At 69.5% G+C, this 19,942-nt stretch carries 19 protein-coding genes; 8 read left to right on the forward strand and 11 right to left on the reverse strand.

Annotated features, from left to right (window positions below; genetic code table 11):
- Positions 1–58: 58 nt before the first annotated feature.
- Positions 59–553: a VOC family protein gene (locus tag ACFY1U_RS44260; RefSeq protein WP_390699757.1), complete on the reverse strand. Its 495-nt coding sequence runs from the start codon at positions 551–553 to the stop codon at positions 59–61.
- A gap of 391 nt (positions 554–944) precedes the next feature.
- Here ACFY1U_RS44260 and ACFY1U_RS44265 point away from each other — a divergent pair, with 391 nt between their 5' ends.
- Positions 945–2,369 carry a non-reducing end alpha-L-arabinofuranosidase family hydrolase gene (locus ACFY1U_RS44265; RefSeq protein WP_390699758.1) on the forward strand — a complete coding sequence of 475 codons (1,425 nt, stop codon included), beginning with the start codon at positions 945–947 and terminating at the stop codon, positions 2,367–2,369.
- Between the two features lie 227 nt (positions 2,370–2,596).
- Here ACFY1U_RS44265 and ACFY1U_RS44270 read toward each other — a convergent pair whose 3' ends face one another.
- Positions 2,597–3,235, reverse strand: a complete 639-nt coding sequence (locus tag ACFY1U_RS44270) for a dihydrofolate reductase family protein (RefSeq protein WP_390699759.1) — start codon at positions 3,233–3,235, stop codon at positions 2,597–2,599.
- A gap of 123 nt (positions 3,236–3,358) precedes the next feature.
- On the opposite strand from ACFY1U_RS44270, the gene ACFY1U_RS44275 reads away from it, so the two are divergent.
- The 3 genes from ACFY1U_RS44275 to ACFY1U_RS44285 all read left to right on the forward strand — a co-directional run bounded on the left by ACFY1U_RS44275 (position 3,359) and on the right by ACFY1U_RS44285 (position 5,595).
- The gene (locus ACFY1U_RS44275; protein ID WP_390699760.1) at positions 3,359–3,481 is read left to right on the forward strand and encodes a hypothetical protein; all 123 of its coding nucleotides are present in this window, start codon (positions 3,359–3,361) and stop codon (positions 3,479–3,481) included.
- Positions 3,482–3,962: 481 nt separating this feature from the next.
- The gene (locus ACFY1U_RS44280) at positions 3,963–4,739 is read left to right on the forward strand and encodes a polysaccharide deacetylase family protein (protein WP_390699761.1); all 777 of its coding nucleotides are present in this window, start codon (positions 3,963–3,965) and stop codon (positions 4,737–4,739) included.
- Positions 4,740–5,076: 337 nt separating this feature from the next.
- Complete coding sequence (locus ACFY1U_RS44285) at positions 5,077–5,595, forward strand: signal peptide protein (RefSeq protein ID WP_390699762.1); 519 nt, start codon at positions 5,077–5,079, stop codon at positions 5,593–5,595.
- A 66-nt stretch (positions 5,596–5,661) separates the two neighbouring features.
- Here the strand turns inward: ACFY1U_RS44285 and ACFY1U_RS44290 are convergent, their stop codons facing one another.
- Positions 5,662–5,964: a hypothetical protein gene (locus ACFY1U_RS44290; protein WP_390699763.1), complete on the reverse strand. Its 303-nt coding sequence runs from the start codon at positions 5,962–5,964 to the stop codon at positions 5,662–5,664.
- Positions 5,965–6,186: 222 nt separating this feature from the next.
- Between ACFY1U_RS44290 and ACFY1U_RS44295 the strand changes: the two genes are divergently transcribed.
- Entirely contained in the window at positions 6,187–7,680 is a 1,494-nt protein-coding gene (locus ACFY1U_RS44295; RefSeq protein ID WP_390699764.1) for an alginate lyase family protein, read from the forward strand.
- Positions 7,681–7,704: 24 nt separating this feature from the next.
- Here the strand turns inward: ACFY1U_RS44295 and ACFY1U_RS44300 are convergent, their stop codons facing one another.
- Positions 7,705–9,231 (reverse strand): MFS transporter, encoded by a 1,527-nt coding sequence (locus ACFY1U_RS44300; protein ID WP_390699765.1) that lies wholly within the window; start codon positions 9,229–9,231, stop codon positions 7,705–7,707.
- A 162-nt stretch (positions 9,232–9,393) separates the two neighbouring features.
- Positions 9,394–10,701: a DUF445 domain-containing protein gene (locus tag ACFY1U_RS44305; RefSeq protein ID WP_390699766.1), complete on the reverse strand. Its 1,308-nt coding sequence runs from the start codon at positions 10,699–10,701 to the stop codon at positions 9,394–9,396.
- 219 nt (positions 10,702–10,920) lie between these two features.
- Here ACFY1U_RS44305 and ACFY1U_RS44310 point away from each other — a divergent pair, with 219 nt between their 5' ends.
- A complete protein-coding gene (locus ACFY1U_RS44310; protein WP_390699767.1) occupies positions 10,921–12,255 on the forward strand; it encodes an SGNH/GDSL hydrolase family protein in 1,335 nt (444 codons plus the stop codon).
- A 124-nt stretch (positions 12,256–12,379) separates the two neighbouring features.
- Here the strand turns inward: ACFY1U_RS44310 and ACFY1U_RS44315 are convergent, their stop codons facing one another.
- Genes ACFY1U_RS44315 through ACFY1U_RS44330 form a run of 4 tightly spaced genes read right to left on the reverse strand, consistent with a single transcriptional unit; the run spans position 12,380 to position 15,884 of the window.
- Entirely contained in the window at positions 12,380–13,216 is an 837-nt protein-coding gene (locus tag ACFY1U_RS44315; RefSeq protein WP_390699768.1) for a DUF1707 domain-containing protein, read from the reverse strand.
- Positions 13,217–13,249: 33 nt separating this feature from the next.
- Positions 13,250–14,248, reverse strand: coding sequence for an ATP-binding cassette domain-containing protein (locus ACFY1U_RS44320; RefSeq protein ID WP_390699891.1), 999 nt, complete (start codon positions 14,246–14,248; stop codon positions 13,250–13,252).
- Positions 14,249–14,269: 21 nt separating this feature from the next.
- Positions 14,270–15,034 (reverse strand): ABC transporter permease, encoded by a 765-nt coding sequence (locus ACFY1U_RS44325; protein ID WP_390699892.1) that lies wholly within the window; start codon positions 15,032–15,034, stop codon positions 14,270–14,272.
- A gap of 49 nt (positions 15,035–15,083) precedes the next feature.
- Positions 15,084–15,884, reverse strand: a complete 801-nt coding sequence (locus tag ACFY1U_RS44330) for an ABC transporter permease (protein WP_390699769.1) — start codon at positions 15,882–15,884, stop codon at positions 15,084–15,086.
- Between the two features lie 203 nt (positions 15,885–16,087).
- Between ACFY1U_RS44330 and ACFY1U_RS44335 the strand changes: the two genes are divergently transcribed.
- Positions 16,088–18,499: a transglycosylase domain-containing protein gene (locus ACFY1U_RS44335; protein ID WP_390699770.1), complete on the forward strand. Its 2,412-nt coding sequence runs from the start codon at positions 16,088–16,090 to the stop codon at positions 18,497–18,499.
- Between the two features lie 86 nt (positions 18,500–18,585).
- On the opposite strand, the gene ACFY1U_RS44340 is transcribed toward ACFY1U_RS44335, so the two are convergent.
- On the reverse strand, positions 18,586–18,942 hold the full coding sequence (locus tag ACFY1U_RS44340; protein ID WP_030943670.1) for a co-chaperone GroES: 357 nt from the start codon (positions 18,940–18,942) through the stop codon (positions 18,586–18,588).
- 54 nt (positions 18,943–18,996) lie between these two features.
- Positions 18,997–19,326, reverse strand: coding sequence for a DUF3618 domain-containing protein (locus ACFY1U_RS44345; protein ID WP_390699771.1), 330 nt, complete (start codon positions 19,324–19,326; stop codon positions 18,997–18,999).
- A gap of 108 nt (positions 19,327–19,434) precedes the next feature.
- Between ACFY1U_RS44345 and bcp the strand changes: the two genes are divergently transcribed.
- Positions 19,435–19,902: a thioredoxin-dependent thiol peroxidase gene (bcp, locus tag ACFY1U_RS44350; RefSeq protein ID WP_115907926.1), complete on the forward strand. Its 468-nt coding sequence runs from the start codon at positions 19,435–19,437 to the stop codon at positions 19,900–19,902.
- Positions 19,903–19,942: the final 40 nt, after the last annotated feature.

A 19,942-nucleotide genomic window follows, 5' to 3' on the forward strand; every position in this document is an offset into this window, starting at 1 on the left:
CATCCACCGCCGGGAACGTCACGACATCGCACTCGTGGAGCAACTTGCGGGGCGGCCCTCAGCCCCGCTCCTGAACGAGCTTCACGCGGTGCCCCTCGGGATCGCGCAGCCAGGCGTATCGAAGACGTCCGTCCGGTGAGTCGGTCGGGCTCGTCACGGGTTCGCCTCCTGCGTCGAGTGCCGTCCGGTGCAGGCCATCGACGTCGTCGCACCACAACACGACCTCGGTGTTCTCCCCGGGAATTGTGGTGATGCCGAAGAGTTCGGCGCCCACGCGGGCCGAGCTGAAGCCGATCCGCACTCCTGCGGCATCCACCTCGACCTGGCGCGGCTCCCCGTCCGGCGGAAAGCGGAAGCGCTCGGGCATCCCGAGGCGGCGGAAGAACGCAGCGCAGCGTTCCACATCGTCGCACCACAGCTCACACGCTACTCCGGCAGCTTCTGCCTTCGGGTGACGTGGCGGTGGCCGGGAGAGGCACATGAGCCGGGGCTGTGCGGAACCAGCGGCCACACCACTTCGGTGCCCCCGAAACGCCGCATGGGCGCCGTACATTCGCCGACGTTTCGCACTCGACGCCCTCTTCGCAAACCACAACGTCCTGATGACCGGCCGGATCGAGCTGCCTCACCTCCGAGCTGGAGATACCCGAGAGCACAGGCCTCCACCGGGGCCCGCCCGCACGCCATCGCCAACTCACTCCAAGGCCCTGCTGCACCAGGGAAGTTGAAGCCGGCCGGTTTCAGCCTGCGAAGGTTTCTGCTCGCGAATCGTGCGAGAGGTATTGACGCCGTTCACGGGTTCCCTATGATCCGGTTGCTCGACACTTCGATCCTTGTTCGATATAGCGAACATGCAAACCCGCACTGCATCGACAGTCCGCACAGCCCCCGTCGGGGCCAACCGGAACCGCTTGCTCGAGGACTACGAGGAGTACGAGGTCTCCATGCGCACAAGACATTTCAGCCGCAGGCATCCGTCTGCGGTGCTCGCCGCCGCGATCGCGGCCCTGGTCTCGTTGGCGGCGCTGCTCGTCGCCGGCCCGGCTCAGGCCGCCACCAGCGGCGCCTTACGCGGCGTCGGTTCCGGGCGGTGTCTCGATGTGCCGGGCGCCAGCCAGACCGACGGCACGCTCCTGCAGATCTGGGACTGCAACGGCGCAGCCAACCAGCAATGGACGCTGACGGACAGCAACCAGCTGACCGTCTACGGCAACAAGTGCCTGGACGTCCCGGGCCACGCCACCACGGCCGGGACCAAGGTGGAGATCTGGTCCTGCAACGGCGGCACGAACCAGCAATGGCGGGTGAACTCCGACGGCACGGTCGTCGGCGTGGAGTCCGGGCTGTGCCTGGACGTGTCGGGTGGTGCCACCGCCAACGGCACGGCGGTGCAGCTCTGGAACTGCACCGGTGGCAGCAACCAGAAGTGGACCGGCCTGTCCGGGACGGGCAGCACGTGTTCGCTTCCGTCGACGTACCGGTGGAGCTCGACCGGTCCGCTCGCGCAGCCGGCGAACGGCTGGGTCTCGCTGAAGGACTTCACCAACGTGACGTACAACGGCAAGCACCTGGTCTACGCCTCGACCGTCAACCAATCCGGGTCATACGGCTCGATGGGCTTCGCTCCCTTCACGAACTGGTCCGACATGGCGTCGGCCGGCCAGACCGGGATGAACCAGGGCACGGTCGCGCCCACCCTGTTCTACTTCGCGCCCAAGAACATCTGGGTACTGGCGTCCCAGTGGGGTCAGTGGCCCTTCTTCTACCGCACCTCCAGCGACCCCACCAACCCCAACAGCTGGTCCGCTCCGCAGGCGCTGTTCACCGGCAGCCTCCCCGGCGGCGCCGCCCCGATCGACCAGACCCTGATCGCCGACGGCCAGAACATGTACCTGTTCTTCGCCGGTGACAACGGCAGCATCTACCGGGCGAGCATGCCGATCGGGAACTTCCCGGGCAGCTTCGGCTCGTCGTACACGACGGTCATGAGCGACACGGTGAAGAATCTGTTCGAGGCGCCGCAGGTCTACAAGGTCCAGGGGCAGAACCAGTACCTGATGATCGTCGAGGCGCGCGGGGCGAGTGAGCAGCGTTTCTTCCGCTCGTTCACTGCCTCCAGCCTGAGCGGTTCATGGACCCCGCAGGCCGCCACCGAGTCCAACCCCTTCGCGGGCAAGGCCAACAGCGGTGCCACCTGGACCAACGACATCAGCCACGGCGACCTGGTCCGCAACAACCCCGACCAGACCATGACCATCGACCCCTGCAACCTGCAGCTCCTCTACCAGGGCCTGTCCCCCAACACCCCGCCGGGCACTGATTACAACCTGCTGCCGTGGCGGCCGGGTCTCCTTACTCTGCAGCGCTGACCCGCCCGATCCACGGTGATCGCGATGCGGTGCGGTCCGCCGACGCCGTAGACCAGCGGTTTACGGCGTGGGCGACTCCACCCGCTGACCGGTACTCACCGCCTTGAGGAATCCCGGCCGCGCATCGGCCGGGATTCCTCTCGCTCAGCCTGGCCCTGGCGCCGGCCGCCGCCGAGGCCCCCGGCGGCCGCGGCGACACACCCACCGGCGCCCCCTGACCCCGCGCGTCAGCGGCGCACCAGCACCGCGTGCGTGACGGTCGACGAGCCGACCAGCTCGGACACCCGGTAGCCGTCGATCCCGTCGCCCAGATTGTCGAGCAGCCGCTCCCCGCGCCCAATGAGCATCGGCGCGATCACCAGGTGGAGCTCGTCGATCAGCCTGGCGCGCAGATACTGCTGGATGACCGCCGCGCCGCCGCCGATCCGGACGTCTTTGCCACCCGCGGCGTCGCACGCGCGCTGCAGCACCGTCTCCAGCGGCTCGTCGGTGAAGTGGAAGGTCGTTCCACCGGCCATCTCCAGCGTCGGGCGCAGATGGTGGGTGTGTACGAAGACGTCGTGGTGGTAGGGCGGGTTGTCGCCCCACCAGCCCTTCCAGGACTCGTCCTCCCACGGCCCGCGCTGCGGCCCGAACATGTTCCGCCCCATGATCGTGGCGCCGATGTTCTGATCGCCGCGGGTGAAGTAGTCGACATCGATTCCGGTCTTGCCCGCGGCGGCATCTTCCATCGCGGAGACGAACCAGCCATGCAGTTCGTCACCCCAGCCGACGCCGTCACCGAAGGGGGCGTCCAGTCGCTGGTTCGAGCCGGCCACGAAGCCGTCGAGGGAGATCGTCACGTTGTGTACGCGGACCTTGGGCATGGCCTTCACCTCTCGTGTTGATGGCCTTCTCTCACCCCTGCGTCGAACAGAGCCCGCCCGGATCGACATCCCCGCGCAGATTCTTTCGGTGGGCCGTACCGGTACTCAGCACCGCGCGCGGACGTGCGCGCCCGCACCAGCCCCGCCGCGGACGGGCTGCGCCTGCTCGCGGGCCTGGGCGCGGACAGCGGTGACGCGCACAGCGGTGACGCGCATCCCACGGTGAACGCTCAGGTCCGCGAGTAGCTCACCGAAGCCCATCCATCGCCGGGAACGTCACCTGTCATGGTGGCTGTGGTCGGCTTCGGCTCCAGCCCGACGCCCCGGTCCGACAACGGCCTGCGCAAGAACTGCGGCACGTATCGTCCGTAGGAGGGCGAATGACGCAAACCCCGCATGAGAAGTATCCGCCCGAGGGCAAGTCTCTGGGCCACGGACCCGACTACGAGTCGCGGACACCGATCACCTACTCCACTGAGACTCCTGAGGTACGCAGGCTGTGGTGGCGGATTCGCGCAGCGGTGAAGTGGCCGCAAAGGGCGCGCCGCCAGACGCGGTGACGTAGGTGACGTAGGTGACGTACGTGAGTACGTGACGTACCACCCGTGGCGAGGAACCGGATGCCGAGGTAGCGGCGCAGCTCACTGGAACGCGCTGCACACTGGTGTCCTGCCTCACTATCGAGGTCGCTGGGCAACCCTTCCGGCGCTGAATGACTCTCCTTGGGGTGAACATCCTGAAGAGAAGACCTCGCCTGCTCATACTCCTGACCCTGGCCGTGGTGGCGGCCGTGACGGTGACCGTCGCCTTGGTCATCCAGGCGAACAAGATGGAGACGCTCTCCCCGCGCGAGGAGCGGGACCGGGCCGCGTCCGGAGCGGTCGTACCGTCGGGGCAGGTGGACTGCCGGAAGGTCAAGTGCATCGCGCTCACCTTCGACGGCAACCCGGGCGAACCCACCGACCGGCTGATGGACCTCCTGAAGGAGTACAAGGCGCCGTCGACGTTCTTCCTCGAGGGCCGGCGCATCCACAAGTTCCCGGACGTGGTGCGGCGGATCGCCAAGGAAGGCCACGAGATCGGGGACCACACCTGGACGCACGCGGTGCTGACCGATGTCTCCGACGCGCAGATCCGCGACGAGCTGCGCCGCACGGCGAAGGCCATCTCCAGCCTCACCGGCAGCGAGCCGACGCTGATGCGCCCGCCCCAGGGCCGCACCGACGACCGCGTCTCCAAGGTCTCGAAAGAACTGGGGATGGCGCAGGTGCTGTGGACGGTGACGGCGAAGGACTACGAGACGGACGACAGCGCGCTGATCACCAAGCGCGTACTGGCGGGCGCCGAACGCGACGGGATCATCCTGCTCCACCCGCTGCACAAGGGCACCGTGCCGGCCATGCCTTCCATCCTGAAGGCGCTCAGCAAGCAGGGCTACACCTTCGTGACCGTCTCCCAGCTGCTCGCTCCCTCCAAGGCCGAGCCCGGCAAGATCTACAGGTGACCGACGGACGCGCGAAGCGTCCGCCTCTCCTTGCCGCGGCGAGCCTTTCCGTACCGGTAGCGGTGCGCCCCGCGAACGGTCTTCACATCTGCACCCGACCCGATCGAGGGCTGTGGCGCACTGTCCGCCTCGCTCGTCCAGTCAGGGGCCGGATCAGCCGGATCCGCCTTCTTCCGCCCCTCGACCGGAATCCGGTCCGTCTTCCTCGTCCTTTCGACCGGTCCGCGGGGCGCGTTCGGCTGCGTGTGCTGCGCTGCGTAGTCTTGAGGACGTCCGTCGGCGAAACCCCCCACCGGGTGGACCAGTTCACCCGAGCGAATTCGAAGGACCAGCGAACGTGTCGTTGAAGAACAGTCGTCTCAGGCTTGCTTCCGTGGCCCTCGTCGTGGCGGTCTCCGGACTGGCCATGGCGAGCCCGGCCATGGCGGCCACGCAGCACACCGTCGCGGGAGCGGCCGCGGCCGCGGGATCGCAGGAGCAGGCGCTCGCCATACCCACTGGCTTCGTGGACCTGCCCACGAGCGCCCTCCCGGCCGCCGGCGCGCAGCACGAGTTCACGGTCACCTACCGCAACGACTCGTCGGCGGACCGGACCGTCGCTCCCCAGCTGCTGGTGGAATCCCCGGACGCGGGGCCGTTCCTGGCGCCGTCGGACATCAGGCTGGAGCGCCGCACGGCGGACGGCCGCTGGGAGGCCGTCCAGCTCGGCACCCAGACCGGCACACTCTTCACCGACCTGCCGACCGGCCGGCGCACCCTGCACGCGGGCGAGACCCTCACCCGGGTCTACCGCCTCACCGTCACCAACCCCCAGGCCAAGGGCACGGTGGCCCCGAGGGTGGCGCTCTACAACTGAGCCCGACGCCGGACTCCTTGGGGGAACCGGCGCGTCATCGTAGACACCCCGGCCCGACCGGCGGAACTACCCGCGCCGGTCGGCCACCGCCCACGACGCCAGCGCCACCGCACCGGCCACCCCGAACACGGCGGGCCAGGCCCCCACCTTCCTGGCCAAGGGATGAGAAGCCCCGAAGGCGGCAACATAGGCAGCGGTCAGCGCCCCCGCGGCCTTGCCTCCGGCCTGTTGCCGCCACTGCGTCGCGGCCGCGGCCCCTGCGACGGCGAGCACGGCCCCGCCCAGCTGCCGCTTCTTGGTCCAGCGGGCCACACCGTATCCACCGACGAGCCCGCTCGCGGCGACCACCGCACTGGGAACCCTGGCCATGCCTGCCTCCTACCGCTTTGACTGATGTGCCCCGAGGCTAACTCTTGATCGGTCCTTGATCGTCTACGGGGCCGTTGCGCCCTCTTGGGACAACCTGGCCCCTCGACGAGCGGGGCCCCGCCACGACCAGCCTGGCGCCTCTGAAAGCCCCGCCCGGCCCCGGTGCGACCCCGTGCCCGCCCACTTTTCGTTATCGGGCGCCGTCCCGGCCGTCTCCGTACCATGCATGTGACACGACAGATCAGCCGCCGCACCATGCTCAAGGCCACGGGCGCCGCAGCCGGAGCCGTCGGTCTCACCACTGTCGCCACCCCCGCGGTGGCCGCGGGCGGGGCCTTCGCGCATCCCGGACTCCTCCACACCGGCGCCGACCTCGCCCGTATGGCCGCCAAAGTGAAGGCCGGTGCCGCCCCCTACACCGCCGGGTACGCGAAGCTGACCGCCAACCGGCATGCGCAGAGCGACTGGACACCCAATCCGCAGGCCATCGTGTACCGGGGCGTGGAACTGCGCCCCCGCAGCACGTGGCCGCAGAACTACGGGGCCCTCTACAACGACATCCACGCCGCGTACCAGAACGCCCTGCGCTATCACGTCAGTGGTGACAGCGCGCACGCCGACACCGCCGTCGCGATCCTCAACGCCTGGTCGGCGAAGCTGACGAAGGTCTTCGGCAGCGCCGACCGGTTCCTGGCCGCCGGGATATACGGGTACCAGGCCGCCAATGCGGCCGAACTCGTCCGCGACCACCAGGACTTCCAGCTCGAGAGATTCCAGAAGATGCTGGTCGACGTCTTCTACTCGGTGAGTGAGGACTTTCTCGTCAGGCACAACAACGGCACCCCGGCCCCCCACTACTGGCCCAACTGGGACCTGTGCAACATGGCCTGCGCGCTGGCCACGGGGATCTTCTGCGACGACCAGACCAAGGTCGAGCGGGCCGTCGAGTACTTCAAGCACGGCGCCGGCATGGGCTCGATCAAGCACGCCATCCCGGTCGTGCTCGACGACGGGCTCGCCCAGTGGATGGAGGCCGGGCGCGACCAGGGGCACTCGCTGATGGGCGTCGGCCTGATGGGCACCTTCTGCGAGATGGCCTGGAACCAGGGCATCGACCTGTACGGCTACGACGACAACCGCTTCCTCAAGGGCGCTCAGTACGTGGCCAAGTGGAGCCTGGGCGGAAACGTGCCGTACACCCCCTACGCCGAGCTGGACCATCGGCCGGGGATCCAGACCCCCACCCAGGTCGCCCCCGCCGACCCGGCGCAGATGCGGCCGGTCTGGGCCATGGTCACCAACCACTACACCAAGCGGCGCGGGCTGTCCGCCACCTACCTCACGCAGATCGCCGCCAAGGCCGCGCCCGAGGGGGGTGGCGGGGACTACGGGCCGAACAGTGGGGGGTACGACCAACTCGGCTTCGGGACGCTGGCGTTCACCCGGGACAGGGCCACGGTCACCGCGGCCACCCCGGCACCCTCGGCCTCGGCCACGGCTTCGGCTTCGGCTTCCGGTGACGGATCCGGCCCGCGGCCCCGGACGGCGGCCACCGCGTCGGCCCCCGCGTCCGCCGGCTTCGCCGGCGGCGGCCTCGCCGCGACCGGTTCCGGGGACGTCGTCGGGTGGGCGGCCGCCGCGGGGGTCACCGCTGTCGCCGGTGGTCTGCTGTTCCTGCGCCGCCGCGACCGCGTTCGCCGCGACGGCGCTCAGTAACCCCGGGCCTCGGCGATCCCGTCCCTACGCCGTGGCCGGGCGGGACCCCGGCTCCCGTCCCCTCCTCGACCGCACCGCGGAGGCCGCCGCCGTGAGCGGCTTCGCGATGTCCTCCAGGGAGCGGCGTTCCGCTCGTACCGCCAGGAACGCCGCGACCAGGCCCGCCGCGCACATCAGGGCCGCGCCGATCTGGAAGGCGAGGACCGTGTCGCCGACCTTGCCCGTGCCGGTGAGGTCGGCGAACAGCAGCGGCCCGCTGATGCCGCCGGCCGCGGTGCCGAGGGCGTAGAAGAAGGCGATGGACATCGCGCGGGTCTCCATCGGGAAGACCTCGGAGACCGTCAGATAGGCGCTGGACGCGCCGGCCGACGCGAAGAACAGGACCGCGCACCAGCAGGCCGTCAGTGTGCCCGCACTCAGCGAGCCCCGGTCGAACAGCCATGCCGTGCCGAACAGCAGCAGACCCGAGATCAGGTACGTCGACGAGATCATCACCCGGCGGCCGAGCGTGTCGAAGAGCTTGCCGAGCAGCAGCGGGCCGCAGAAGTTGCCGATCGCGATCACCGCGAAGTAGTAACCGGTGTCGCCGGTCGGGACGTTGAAGAACTTCGTGAGGATCGCGCCGAAGCCGAAGGTGATCGCGTTGTAGAGGAAGGCCTGGCCGATGAAGAGCGAGAAGCCGAGGATCGAGCGCCGGCGGTAGTCGGAGAACACCGTGCGGGCGATCTCCACGAAGGTCACGCTGCGGCGCTGATGGATCGTGATCTCGCCCTCGGGGCGCTCCAGCGGCCGGCCCTTCTCCGCCTCCACCTGTTCCTCGATCGACGTCACGATCTCTTCCGCCTCGCGGTCCCTGCCGTGGATCAGCAGCCACCGTGGGCTCTCCGGGACGTGCCGTCGTACGAGGAGGATCACGAACGCCAGGAGCGCGCCGAGGGCGAACGTCAGCCGCCAGCCCACGTCCTTCGGCAGGATGTCGGTGTTCAGCGCGAGAATCGACAGCAGTGAGCCGCCCACCGCGCCGAGCCAGAAGCTGCCGTTGATGATCAGGTCGACGCGGCCGCGGTAGAAGGCCGGGATGAGCTCGTCGATCGCCGAGTTGATCGCCGCGTACTCGCCGCCGATGCCGAAGCCGGTCAGGAAGCGGAAGGCGAAGAACCACCAGCTCGAGAAGGAGACGGCGGTGAGGGCGGTGGCCGCGAGATACACGGCCAGGGTGATCATGAAGAGCTTCTTCCGGCCCCACAGGTCGGTCAGCCGGCCCCAGAACAGGGCGCCGGCACACGCTCCCGCCACATACAGGGCGGCCGCGATGCCGGTGACCTGGCCCGAGGAGATCGGCAGGCCGCTGCCGGACTCGGACAGCCGGCTGGCGATGTTGCCGACGACCGTGACCTCCAGTCCGTCGAGGATCCAGACGGTGCCGAGGCCGATGACGATCGTCCAGTGCCAGCGCGACCACGGGAGGCGGTCGAGACGGGCGGGGATGTCGGTGGTCACGGTGCGGCCGGTTGCGGCGGTGACGCTGCCGCCGGGCTGGGCGCTGGGCATGGGCTCCCTCCTCATCGAGCGAACCCGTGGCGGGTATCCCGGACCGGCGGCACTACGCCCGGCGGTCGGTGCGTCACCCGGCTCGGATCAGCGCACCCCGGCCGATATGCGGCTCCGCCCTGCCGATCTGTGGCCCCGTCCTGCCGGTCTGTGGCCCCGCCCTCACGCCCCCAGCGCCCTCGACACCGTGTAGATCAACAACCCGGCCAGCGAGCCGACCACCGTGCCGTTGATCCGGATGAACTGCAGGTCGCGGCCGATGTGGGCCTCGATCTTGCGGGTGGTGTGCTCGGCGTCCCAGCCGGCCACGGTGTCGGTGATGAGGGAGGTGATCTCCTTGCGGTAGGTGGTGACCACGTAGACCGCCGCGCCCTCCACCCAGCCGTCCACCTTCGCCTGCAGCTTGGGTTCCACGGCCATCCGGGCCCCCAGCGACAGCAGTGAGGCCCGCACCCGCAGCCGCAGCTCGCTGCGCTCGTCCTCCGCGGCCGACACGATCATCGACCGTACGGCGGTCCAGGCGGACGCGATCAGGTCCTGCACCTCGCCCCGGCCCAGGACCTCGCCCTTGAGGCGCTCCACGCGCGCGCGGGTGTCCGTGTCCGACTGCAGGTCGGAGGCGAAGTCGGTGAGGAAGCGGTCGAGGGCGCCGCGGGCCGGATGGGTGGGCATGTCGCGCATCTCGGTGACGAAGCGCAGCAGTTCCTTGTAGACGCGCTCGCCGACCCTCTTGTCGACGAAACGGGGCGTCCAGCCGGGGGCACCGCCCTGGACGGCCTCCATGATCTCCGTGTCGTGCCAGACCAGCCAGTCGTGCGCCCGTGTCACGATCAGGTCGACGACCCGTTTGTGGCCGCCGTCCATGACGACCTTCTCCAGCATCTTTCCGATGCCGGGTGCGATCTCCTGAGAGTTCGCGCGCCGCGTGATGGCCTCGCCGACCACCGCCTGCACGTCCGAGTCGCGCAGCACGGTCAGCGCGCCCCGCAGCGCCGCCGACAGTTCGGCCGTCACCCGGTCCGCGTGCTCGGGGTCGGCGAGCCAGGCGCCCAGCCGGCTGCCGATGCCGACGGCGCGCAGACGCTGTCGTACGACGTCCTCGGAGAGGAAGTTCTCGCCGACGAACTCACCCAGGGAGATGCCCAGCTGGTCCTTCTTGGTCGGGATGATCGCCGTGTGCGGGATCGGCAGGCCCAGCGGGCGCCGGAAGAGGGCGGTGACCGCGAACCAGTCGGCGAGCGCGCCCACCATGCCCGCCTCGGCGGCCGCGGCGACATAGCCCGCCCAGGCGCCGGCCCCGGAGTTGTCCGCCCACTTGGCGAGGGCGTACACCAGCGCCACGAAAAGGAGCAGCCCGGCCGCGGTGAGCTTCATGCGGCGCACCCCGCGCTGCTTCTCCTCGTCGGCGGCGCTGAACGTCGTCATCGTGCGGGCGGTGACACTCTTCTCCACCGGATTCGTGCGCTCCATACACTCCACCCGTTCGTGATCCCTGCACACATTGTCCCTTCCTGACCGACTACTGGAACGGAACGAGAGTTCCCGGCGTCCGAAAGGAGGGGGAGGCTCTTCTTGAACTCCGGTGGCCCAAAGGGGGGTCCTGTTCGGCCACCCCTCACCCCATGCCGCATCATGAGGGTGATCACTTCGGAGCCTGGGGCTCCACTTGCCCGAGGAGAACCGCACCGCATGACCAAGCAGCACGGTTATGCCCTGCTTTCCGCGATCATCGCCGTGATCGTGGGCCTTTCCGCCGCCATATACGCCGGGGTCGCAGCCGACGACGGCAGCACCGGCACGACCGCCCTCGGCAGGGCAGGCGCCCCGCACAACCCCGCCGCCCCCGCCTCCGCCGGCATCTGGGTCGGCTCCTGGTCGGCCTCCCCGGCCGGCGCCGAGCCCGGCACCGAGACGTTCGGCATGGCGGGCCGCTCGGTCCGCAACGTCGTGCACACGAGCGTGGGCGGTACGAGTGCCCGTATCACCCTCTCCAATCTCTACGGCCAGACGGCGCTGACCATCACGCACGCCTCGATCGCCGTGGCCCTCGCCTCCGACACCGCGGCGGCCTCCGCGGACACCATGCGGCGGCTGACCTTCGGCGGCAGCACCACGGTCGTCGTCCCGGCCGGACAGCAGGTCCTCAGCGACGCGGTCCGCGTCGTGGTCCCGGAGGGCAGTGACGTCCTGGTCACCACGTACTCCCCCACCCCGTCCGGCCCGGTCACCTACCACCCGCACGCACGCCAGATCTCCTACGTCGCCGAGGGCGACCTCACCGAGGACGTGACCGGCACCGGCTTCACCGAGCAGACGCCGTTCTGGCGCTACCTCACCGCGCTGGACGTGCTGAGCAACGAGTCGGACGGCACCGTCGTCGCCTTCGGCGACTCCCTGACCGACGGCATAACGTCCACGCAGAACGCCAACCACCGCTGGACGGACGTCCTTTCCGAGCGGCTGCGCATGGCGATCCGGTCCGGCCAGGACCTGCCCCGCTACAGCGTCGTCAACGAGGGCATCAGCGGCAACCAGGTCCTCGCGAGCGGCCTGGGCCGCCCCGCCGACAACCAGAGCGGCCTCAGCCGCTTCTCCCGTGACGTCCTCGCCCGTACGAACGTCAAGGTCGTGGTCATCGACCTCGGCGTCAACGACATCCTGCGCAACCCCCGCCTCGCGGACCCGGACAAGATCCTCGACGGCCTGCGCACCCTGGTCCGCGAGGCCCACTCCCACGGCGTCAAGGTCGTCGGCGCCACCCTGATGCCCTTCCAGGGCCACCGCGGCTACACCCCGGCCCGCGAGTCGGTCCGCCAACAGATCAACGCCGAAATCCGCTCGGGCCGCGTCTACGACGCGGTGGCCGACTTCGACAAGGCCCTACGGGACCCGTACAACCCGCGCCGCCTCCGCTCCGACTACGACTCGGGCGACCACCTCCACCCGACGGACAGGGGCTTCGCGAGGATGGCCGAAGCCTTCGATCTGGATGAACTGAGGGGCTCGGCACCGGCGGAACTGTGAGCGGCCCAGCCTGCCCAGCCTGCGGGCAATCGTGCCGCCTAAGGGCGGCTCCCGACCCAAAGAGAGGCGGCACCCGGCAAGCGCCGGCAAGCGAACCCGCCGTCACCCCAGCGCAGCCGCAGGTTCAGTACTCCCCGCCCCGCCGCCGATCCCGCCTCTCCCGCTGCCGCTCCCGCCGCTCCTCATGCCGCTCACGCCGCTCCTCGTGCAGATCCCGCCGCCACTCCCGATGCTCCTCCAGCATCCGGCGGTGATCCCCAAACCCCTCACCCAGCGGCTGCGCCCCCTTGCGGTCCAGCTTCTCCTGCCGCCGCTCCTCCTTGAGCCGCCGCCGCTCCTCCCGCGTCAGCTTCCGCTCGATCCCGACCCCACCCCAGAAGGCGAACCCGTTCACGATCACCCGCGGCGCCCCGGGCTCCCCCGGCACACCCTCCTCGCGGTGGTCGAACCCGCCCATGATCCCGATGCCCCGCACCACGACCTCGACGCCCGGCGGCACGATGATGTTCACCCCGCCCATGATCGCGACGCAGTTGATCTCGACCTCGCGGTCCGCGAAGTTCGCCTCGCGCAGATCGATCTCCCCGCCGCCCCAGAAGGCGAAGCAGTTGAACACCTTCGGCACGGTCCAGCGCCCCTTGCGCTGGAACCCCGACATCACGGCGACGGCCCACGACGAGGACCCCTCGCCGCCGGCGATCCGCCCGGCCCAACCCCCGCTCGGCACGGGCTCCTTGACCAGCGACACGGGAGGCGGCGGGGTGACGCCGGCGGCCGGCAGATCACGGGTGATCGGCGTCAGTTCGCCGTACGTCCGTGCCTTGTAGGTGGCCTCCAGCCGCTCCTCGAACTCCTCCATGTCGAGACGCCCCTCCGCGAGGGCGTCCCGCAGGACCTCGGCGACTCGTTCACGATCGGCGTCGGATGCGCGAAGCTCCGGGCCTGTGGCGTCGTCCGTCATACAAGGCAGCCTACGAGTTCCCCCGCCCCGCGGCTACGAGACCGCTTTCTCGGTGTGCCCGGGAGTGGCACCCGAGGGCGGCGTACCTGCATACATTTTGGCGATCACATCCTCGATGTCCGGCTCCCGCACCGACAGATCGGCCAGCGGATACTCCGCCGCGATCCGCGCCACCAGCGCCGCGGCCGACTCCCCCGCCGGGAACGCCAGCCACTGCCGGGGCCCCTCCACCCTCACCACCCGCGCGGGCGCCGCGTCGATCGGCGCCGTCTCCCGCTCCAGGTCCACCACCAGGGTGCGTTCGCTCTCCCCCACCTCGTGCAGCCCGGCGAGCGCACCGTCGTACATGAGCCGCCCGTGGTCGATGACCATCACCCGCGAGCACAACTGCTCGATGTCCTGCAGGTCGTGAGTCGTCAGCAGCACGGTGGTGCCCCGCTCGGCGTTCAACTCCCGCAGGAAGCCCCGCACCTTGGCCTTGGAGATGACGTCAAGGCCGATCGTCGGCTCGTCCAGGTACAGCACCTCCGGGTCGTGCAGCAGCGCCGCCGCGATGTCCCCGCGCATCCGCTGCCCGAGCGAGAGCTGCCGTACCGGGACGTCCAACAGGTCGGCGAGTTCGAGGAGTTCGACGCAGCGGTCGAGGTTCTCGCGGTAGCGGGCGTCCGGGATCCGGTACATGCGGTGCATCAGCTGGTACGAGTCGATCAGCGGCAGGTCCCACCACAGCGTCGTACGCTGCCCGAACACCACCCCGATACGGTGCGCGAGCCGCGTCCGCTCGCGCGAGGGGTCGATGCCGGCGACGCGCAGCCGCCCGCCGGACGGGGTGAGGATCCCCGTCAGCATCTTGATCGTCGTCGACTTCCCGGCGCCGTTCGGGCCGATGTAGCCGACCATCTCGCCGCGTGCCACGGTGAAGGAGATGCCGTCGACGGCCCGCACCTGCCGCCGCTCGCGCTTGAGGAACCCGGTCTTCTTGAGGACGTCGAAGACCTTCTCGACGCGGTCCAGTTCAATGAAGGCGTCCATCGTCACCCTGCCACCCACCTGCTAACTCCCCGTACTCCGATAGGACCTGAGCCCGGCTCGCCACGCCAGACCGGACAGCGCAAGGCACGCCACCGCCACCAGCGGCGGCGCGAAGGCCACCCACTGCGGCAGCCCGAGCGGCATCGGACGCCCCAGCACATAGGCGGCGGGCAGCCAGGTGACGAAGGCCAGCGGCAGCAGGAACGTCACCCCGCGCACCAGCTCCCTGCCGAACACCGTCGGCGGATACTGCAGCAGCGTGGCCCCGCCGTAGGTGAACGCGTTCTGCACCTCGGACGCGTCCTGCGCCACGAACTGGAAGGCCGCGCCCGCCACGAACACCGCGCAGAAGATCCCCGCACCGCTGACCACCGTCACCGGCATCAACAGCACCTTCAGCGGCGTCCAGTCGATGTCGACGGCGGCCAGCGCATACCCGAGCACCAGCGCGCCCTGCATGATCCGCCCGAGCCTGCGCAGCGCGAACCGGTCGGCCGCGACCTGCGCCAGCACCGGCGCCGGACGGACGAGGAGCGTGTCCAGCGTGCCGTCGCGCACCCGCTGCCCCAGCCGCTCCATCGAGCCGATCGCGAGGTCCGCGAACCCGAAGGCGACGCTCGACAGGCCGTACAGGAAGGCGACTTCGGGCAGCGGCCAGCCGCCCAGCACCTTCACCCGAGAGAACATCAGCAGGATCCCGACGAAGTCCAGCGCGGTCACCGCGAAGTTCGCGAACGTGGTCATCGCGAAGGAGGCCCGGTACGCCATCGTGGAGCGGATCCACATCCCGCCGATCAGACGGTAGGCCCGCAGCCCGTCCGCCACCCGGCTCACCTCAGCCACCCTGAACGACCACCCTCCGCGTCGCCACCGACTGCAGCAGCCGCCCGGCCCCCAGCAGCACCACCGCCCACGCGCCCTGGAAGGCGAAGGTCCCCCACGGATCGGCCTCCCCGAGCAGCACGTCCGCCGGCTTCTGCAGCAGCGCCGACCACGGCAGCTCCCGTACGACATCGCCGAGCGCGCCCGGGAACACATTGAGCGGCAGCATCATCCCCGAACAGAAGAACCCGGCGAGCATGGTCAGGTGCGTCATGCCGGTGCCGTCCATCAGCCAGAACGTCAACAGGGCGATCAGGTACCGGATACCGAAACCGACGACCATCGCCAGCACCAGGGTCACCAGGAACGCACCCCAGGTCGCCAGGTCCCCCGGCAACGCCACCGGAAAGACCAGCGCACCGAACGCGAACGGGATCACGCCCCGGCCGAGCAGTTGGAACAGCGCGCGCCCCACGTCGGCCGCCAGCCACCACAGTTGGAGATCGGCGGGCCGGTACAGGTCGATCGCGACGTCCCCCGTCCGGATCCGTTCCATCAACTCGCCCTCGACGCCGCTGCCCCCGATCGCGAGCGCCGCGAAGATCGCCTGGCCCAGCCAGACATAGGTGACGGCCTGCGCCTGGTCGTACCCTCCGAGGTGCGGTTTCTCGTCCCACAGCGCCAGATACGTGTAGACGAGGATCAGCCCGAAGACGGTGTTGGTGAACACCCCTGCCGCAGTGGCCGCCCGATACGTCGCGTAACGTCTGAAACCGCCCGCTACGACGGCCGCGTACAACCGTCCCGAGCCCACGTCAGTCAACCTCCCGGACCGCCCGACACCGAAGCGCAGGAGCCTAGTCCGCTGGTAGTGACGTACGCCACGCATTTTCCCGAGGGGATGCGTGCCGTGATCCGGGAACGGAACGCATGGTGCGAGAGTCTTCAAGTGGGGGCGCAGATGGCGTACGAGGGCGTACGGGAACGTACGACGCGAAACAGGAGTCCGTGCACGAGATGAGCGACGAGCCGCAGCCGCAGCAGCCGAACCCGGGCTGGGCACCGAGAGAGCCGCAAGGCGCTGCCGAGCCGGGCGCTCCCGTGCCGGGGGGCGCGAAACCGAAGCGGCCCAGGCGCACCGGCTGGCGCCGGCTCATCCCGACCTGGCGGACGGTGCTGGGCACCTCCGTCGTCGGCATACTGCTGCTGATCGGCCTGTTCTTCCTCGGCTACTCGCTGGTGAAGATCCCGCCGGCCAACGCCCTCGCCACCAAGCAGGCCAACGTCTACCTCTACGCGGACGGCTCCCAGATCGCCCGGGACGGCGACATCAACCGGGAGAACGTGACGCTCGCCCAGGTCTCCAAGGACGCCCAGCACGCCGTCCTGGCCGCCGAGGACCGCGACTTCTACTCCGAGTCCGCCATCGACCCCAAGGCGATGCTGCGCGCGGCCTGGAACACCGCCACCGGCAAGGGCAAGCAGTCGGGCTCGACGATCACCCAGCAGTATGTGAAGAACTACTACCTCGCGCAGGAGCAGACGCTCACCCGCAAGGCCAGGGAGTTCTTCATCTCGATCAAGCTGGACCGGGAGCAGCCCAAGGACAAGATCCTCGAGGGCTATCTCAACACCAGCTACTTCGGCCGCAACGCCTACGGCATCCAGGCCGCCGCCCAGGCCTACTACGGCCAGAACGCCACCAGACTCGACCCCGCCCACGCCGCCTACCTCGCCGCGCTCGTCAACGCCCCCAGCGAGTACGACGTGATCGCGCACCCCGAGAACAAGGCGGCGGCCGTGGCCCGCTGGAACTACGTCCTGGACGGCATGGTCAAGAAGGGCTGGCTGAGCGAGGCAAACCGCTCCGGCCTCAAGTTCCCGATGCCGAAGGAACAGACCGCCTCCACCGGCATGTCCGGGCAGCGCGGCTACATCGTCACCGCGATCAGGGACTACCTCACCAAGAACAAGATCGTCACCGCGGACGACCTCGAGGCCGGCGGCTACCGCATCACCACGACCCTGCAGAAGAACAAGCAGAACGCCTTCGTGAAGGCCGTCAACGACAAGTTGATCTCCAAGCTCGACAAGAAGAACAACAAGGTCGACACCTACGTCCGCGCGGGCGGCGCCTCCGTCGACCCGAAGACCGGCAAGGTCGTCGCGATGTACGGCGGCATCGACTACGTCAAGCAGTACACGAACGGCGCGACCCGCGGCGACTTCCAGGTCGGCTCCACCTTCAAGCCCTTCGTCTTCACCTCGGCCGTCCAGAACCACTCCACGACGCAGGACGGCGAGACCATCACCCCGAACACCTACTACGACGGCACCGACAAGCGCCCCGTGCAGGGCTGGTCCGGCGGCAGCTACTCCCCCGCGAACGAGGACGACCGCTCGTACGGCGACATCACCGTGCGCACCGCCACCGACAAGTCCGTCAACTCGGTGTACGCGCAGATGGCCGTGGACGTGGGCCCCGACAAGGTGAAGGACACGGCGGTCGCCCTCGGTATCCCGTCCGGCACCCCCGACCTCACCGCGACGCCCTCCATCGCGCTCGGCGTGAACACCGCCAGCGTCCTCGACATGGCCGAGGCCTATGCGACGCTCGCCAACCACGGCGAGCACAGCGCGTTCACGATGATCGACTCGATCACCAAGGACGGCAAGGACGTCGTGGAGCTGCCGAAGGACACCACCACGAAGGCCGTCAGCCGCGAGGCCGCCGACACCACCACGTCCATCCTGCAGAGCGTCGTCGACAACGGCACCGCGACCGCGGCCCAGGACGCTGGCCGCCCCGCCGCCGCCAAGACCGGCACCGCGGAGGAGGACACGGCAGCCTGGTTCGCCGGCTACACACCCGACCTCGCGACCGTCGTCTCCGTCATGGGCCAGGACCCGGTCACGGCCGCTCACAAGCCGCTGTACGGCGCGCTGGGCCTGCCCCGCGTCAACGGCGGCGGCCCGCCCGGGGACATCTGGGCGCAGTACACGAAGGACGCCCTGAAGGGGAAGCCGGCGACGGACTTCGACCTCCAGCTCCAGCCGGGCGCCGACGAGACCCAGCCGCCCGCCACCACCGAACCCACCCAGCAGCCGGGCACGGGCGGCACCACCGGCCCCACGCCCACCACCAACGGCCAGAACAACCAGGGCCAGACCCAGGGCCAGAACAACGGCGGCGCGACCAACGGCGGGACGAACACCACGGGCAACACCACGACCGGCGGTACGACGGGCGGCAACACCACCGGCGGCACGACGGACGGCGGAACCACCACGACGGGCGGAACGACCGGCGACACGACGGACGGCGGGACCACGGCCGGCACGGACACCGGGGGCACGACCGACGGCGGCACGACGGCCGGCACGGACGTGGGTACGTCGGCGGGCACGGGCGGACCCCCGACCGGGTAGCCGAAGCAGACCGGGTGGCTCATGCCCGGAGGAGAAGTGACAAAGAGGGCTGGTGACAACGGTCACCAGCCCTCTTCAGCTCTGATCTACAGATACAGCCCCGTCGTGTCCTCGGACCCCTCGAACCGGTCCGCGGCCACGGCATGCAGGTCACGCTCCCGCATGAGCACATAGGCGACGCCCCGGACCTCTACCTCGGCCCGGTCCTCCGGGTCGTACAGAACCCGGTCGCCCGGCTCCACGGTCCGTACGTTCTGGCCCACCGCTACGACCTCGGCCCAGGCCAGCCGACGCCCGACCGCCGCCGTGGCGGGGATCAGGATGCCGCCGCCCGACCGCCGCTCGCCCTCGCCGCTCTCCTGCTTGACCAGAACCCGGTCGTGCAGCATCCGGATGGGCAGCTTGTCGTGCTGGGTGCTGTGCTCGTTTCTCTTGGCGCTCACGCCTTGAACCTACCTGCCTTTGCCACGTCCGTACGCCGCCGGGTCGGCGCTCGCTCAGCCCCTGCGCCGCCGGGTCCCGAGCGCAAGCAGCCCGACAAGTCCCACGGCGACGACCGCGACCGGCACGATCCGCTCCAGCCGGGGCGCGCCCTCCTCGTCCACGAACTGCGCCTTCACATCACTCACGACCCTGTTGACCCCGACATAGGCCCGCCCGAGGGTCTGGTCGATGTTCGACACGACCTTGGCCTTGGCATCGCCGACGATCGTCTTCGGATGCACCCGCACCCCGATCTCGTCGAGCGTCTCGGCCAGCACTTCGCGGCGGCGCCTGATGTCCGCCTCGATCTGCGCCGGGGTTCTGGTGTCCGACGTGTCCGCCACCGTGGGGCCTCCGAAGTCGCCTGGTGCCTGCCTGCTGCTACTTGTTCGGGACAGTCTGTCAGTTCCGCCCACCCCTGCACTGTCAGGACCCCCGGTTACGCTGGTCCGATGAGCGAGCGACTCCAGCCCGGGGACGTGGCCCCCGACTTCACCCTCCCCGACGCCGACGGCAACGACGTGTCCCTCTCGGCCCACAAGGGCCGCAAGGTCATCGTCTACTTCTACCCGGCGGCCCTGACGCCCGGCTGCACCAAGCAGGCCTGCGACTTCACCGACAACCTGGAACTCCTGGCCGGCGCCGGCTACGACGTCATCGGCATCTCCCCCGACAAGCCGGAGAAGCTGGCGAAGTTCCGCGAGAAGGAGTCCCTGAAGATCACGCTGGCCGCGGACCCGGAGAAGACGGTCACCGAGGCCTACGGCGCGTACGGCGAGAAGAAGAACTACGGCAAGACGTACATGGGCGTCATCCGCTCCACGGTGATCGTGGACGAGGAGGGCAAGGTCGAGCGGGCGCTGTACAACGTGCGGGCGACGGGGCACGTGGCCAAGATCATCAAGGATCTGGGGATCTGATGGTCCGCTTCCGCTGAGCGAGCGGCTCGCACCGGGGTGA

It is taken from the genome of Streptomyces sp. NPDC001351 (assembly GCF_042896045.1).
Classification (GTDB): Bacteria; Actinomycetota; Actinomycetes; order Streptomycetales; family Streptomycetaceae; genus Streptomyces.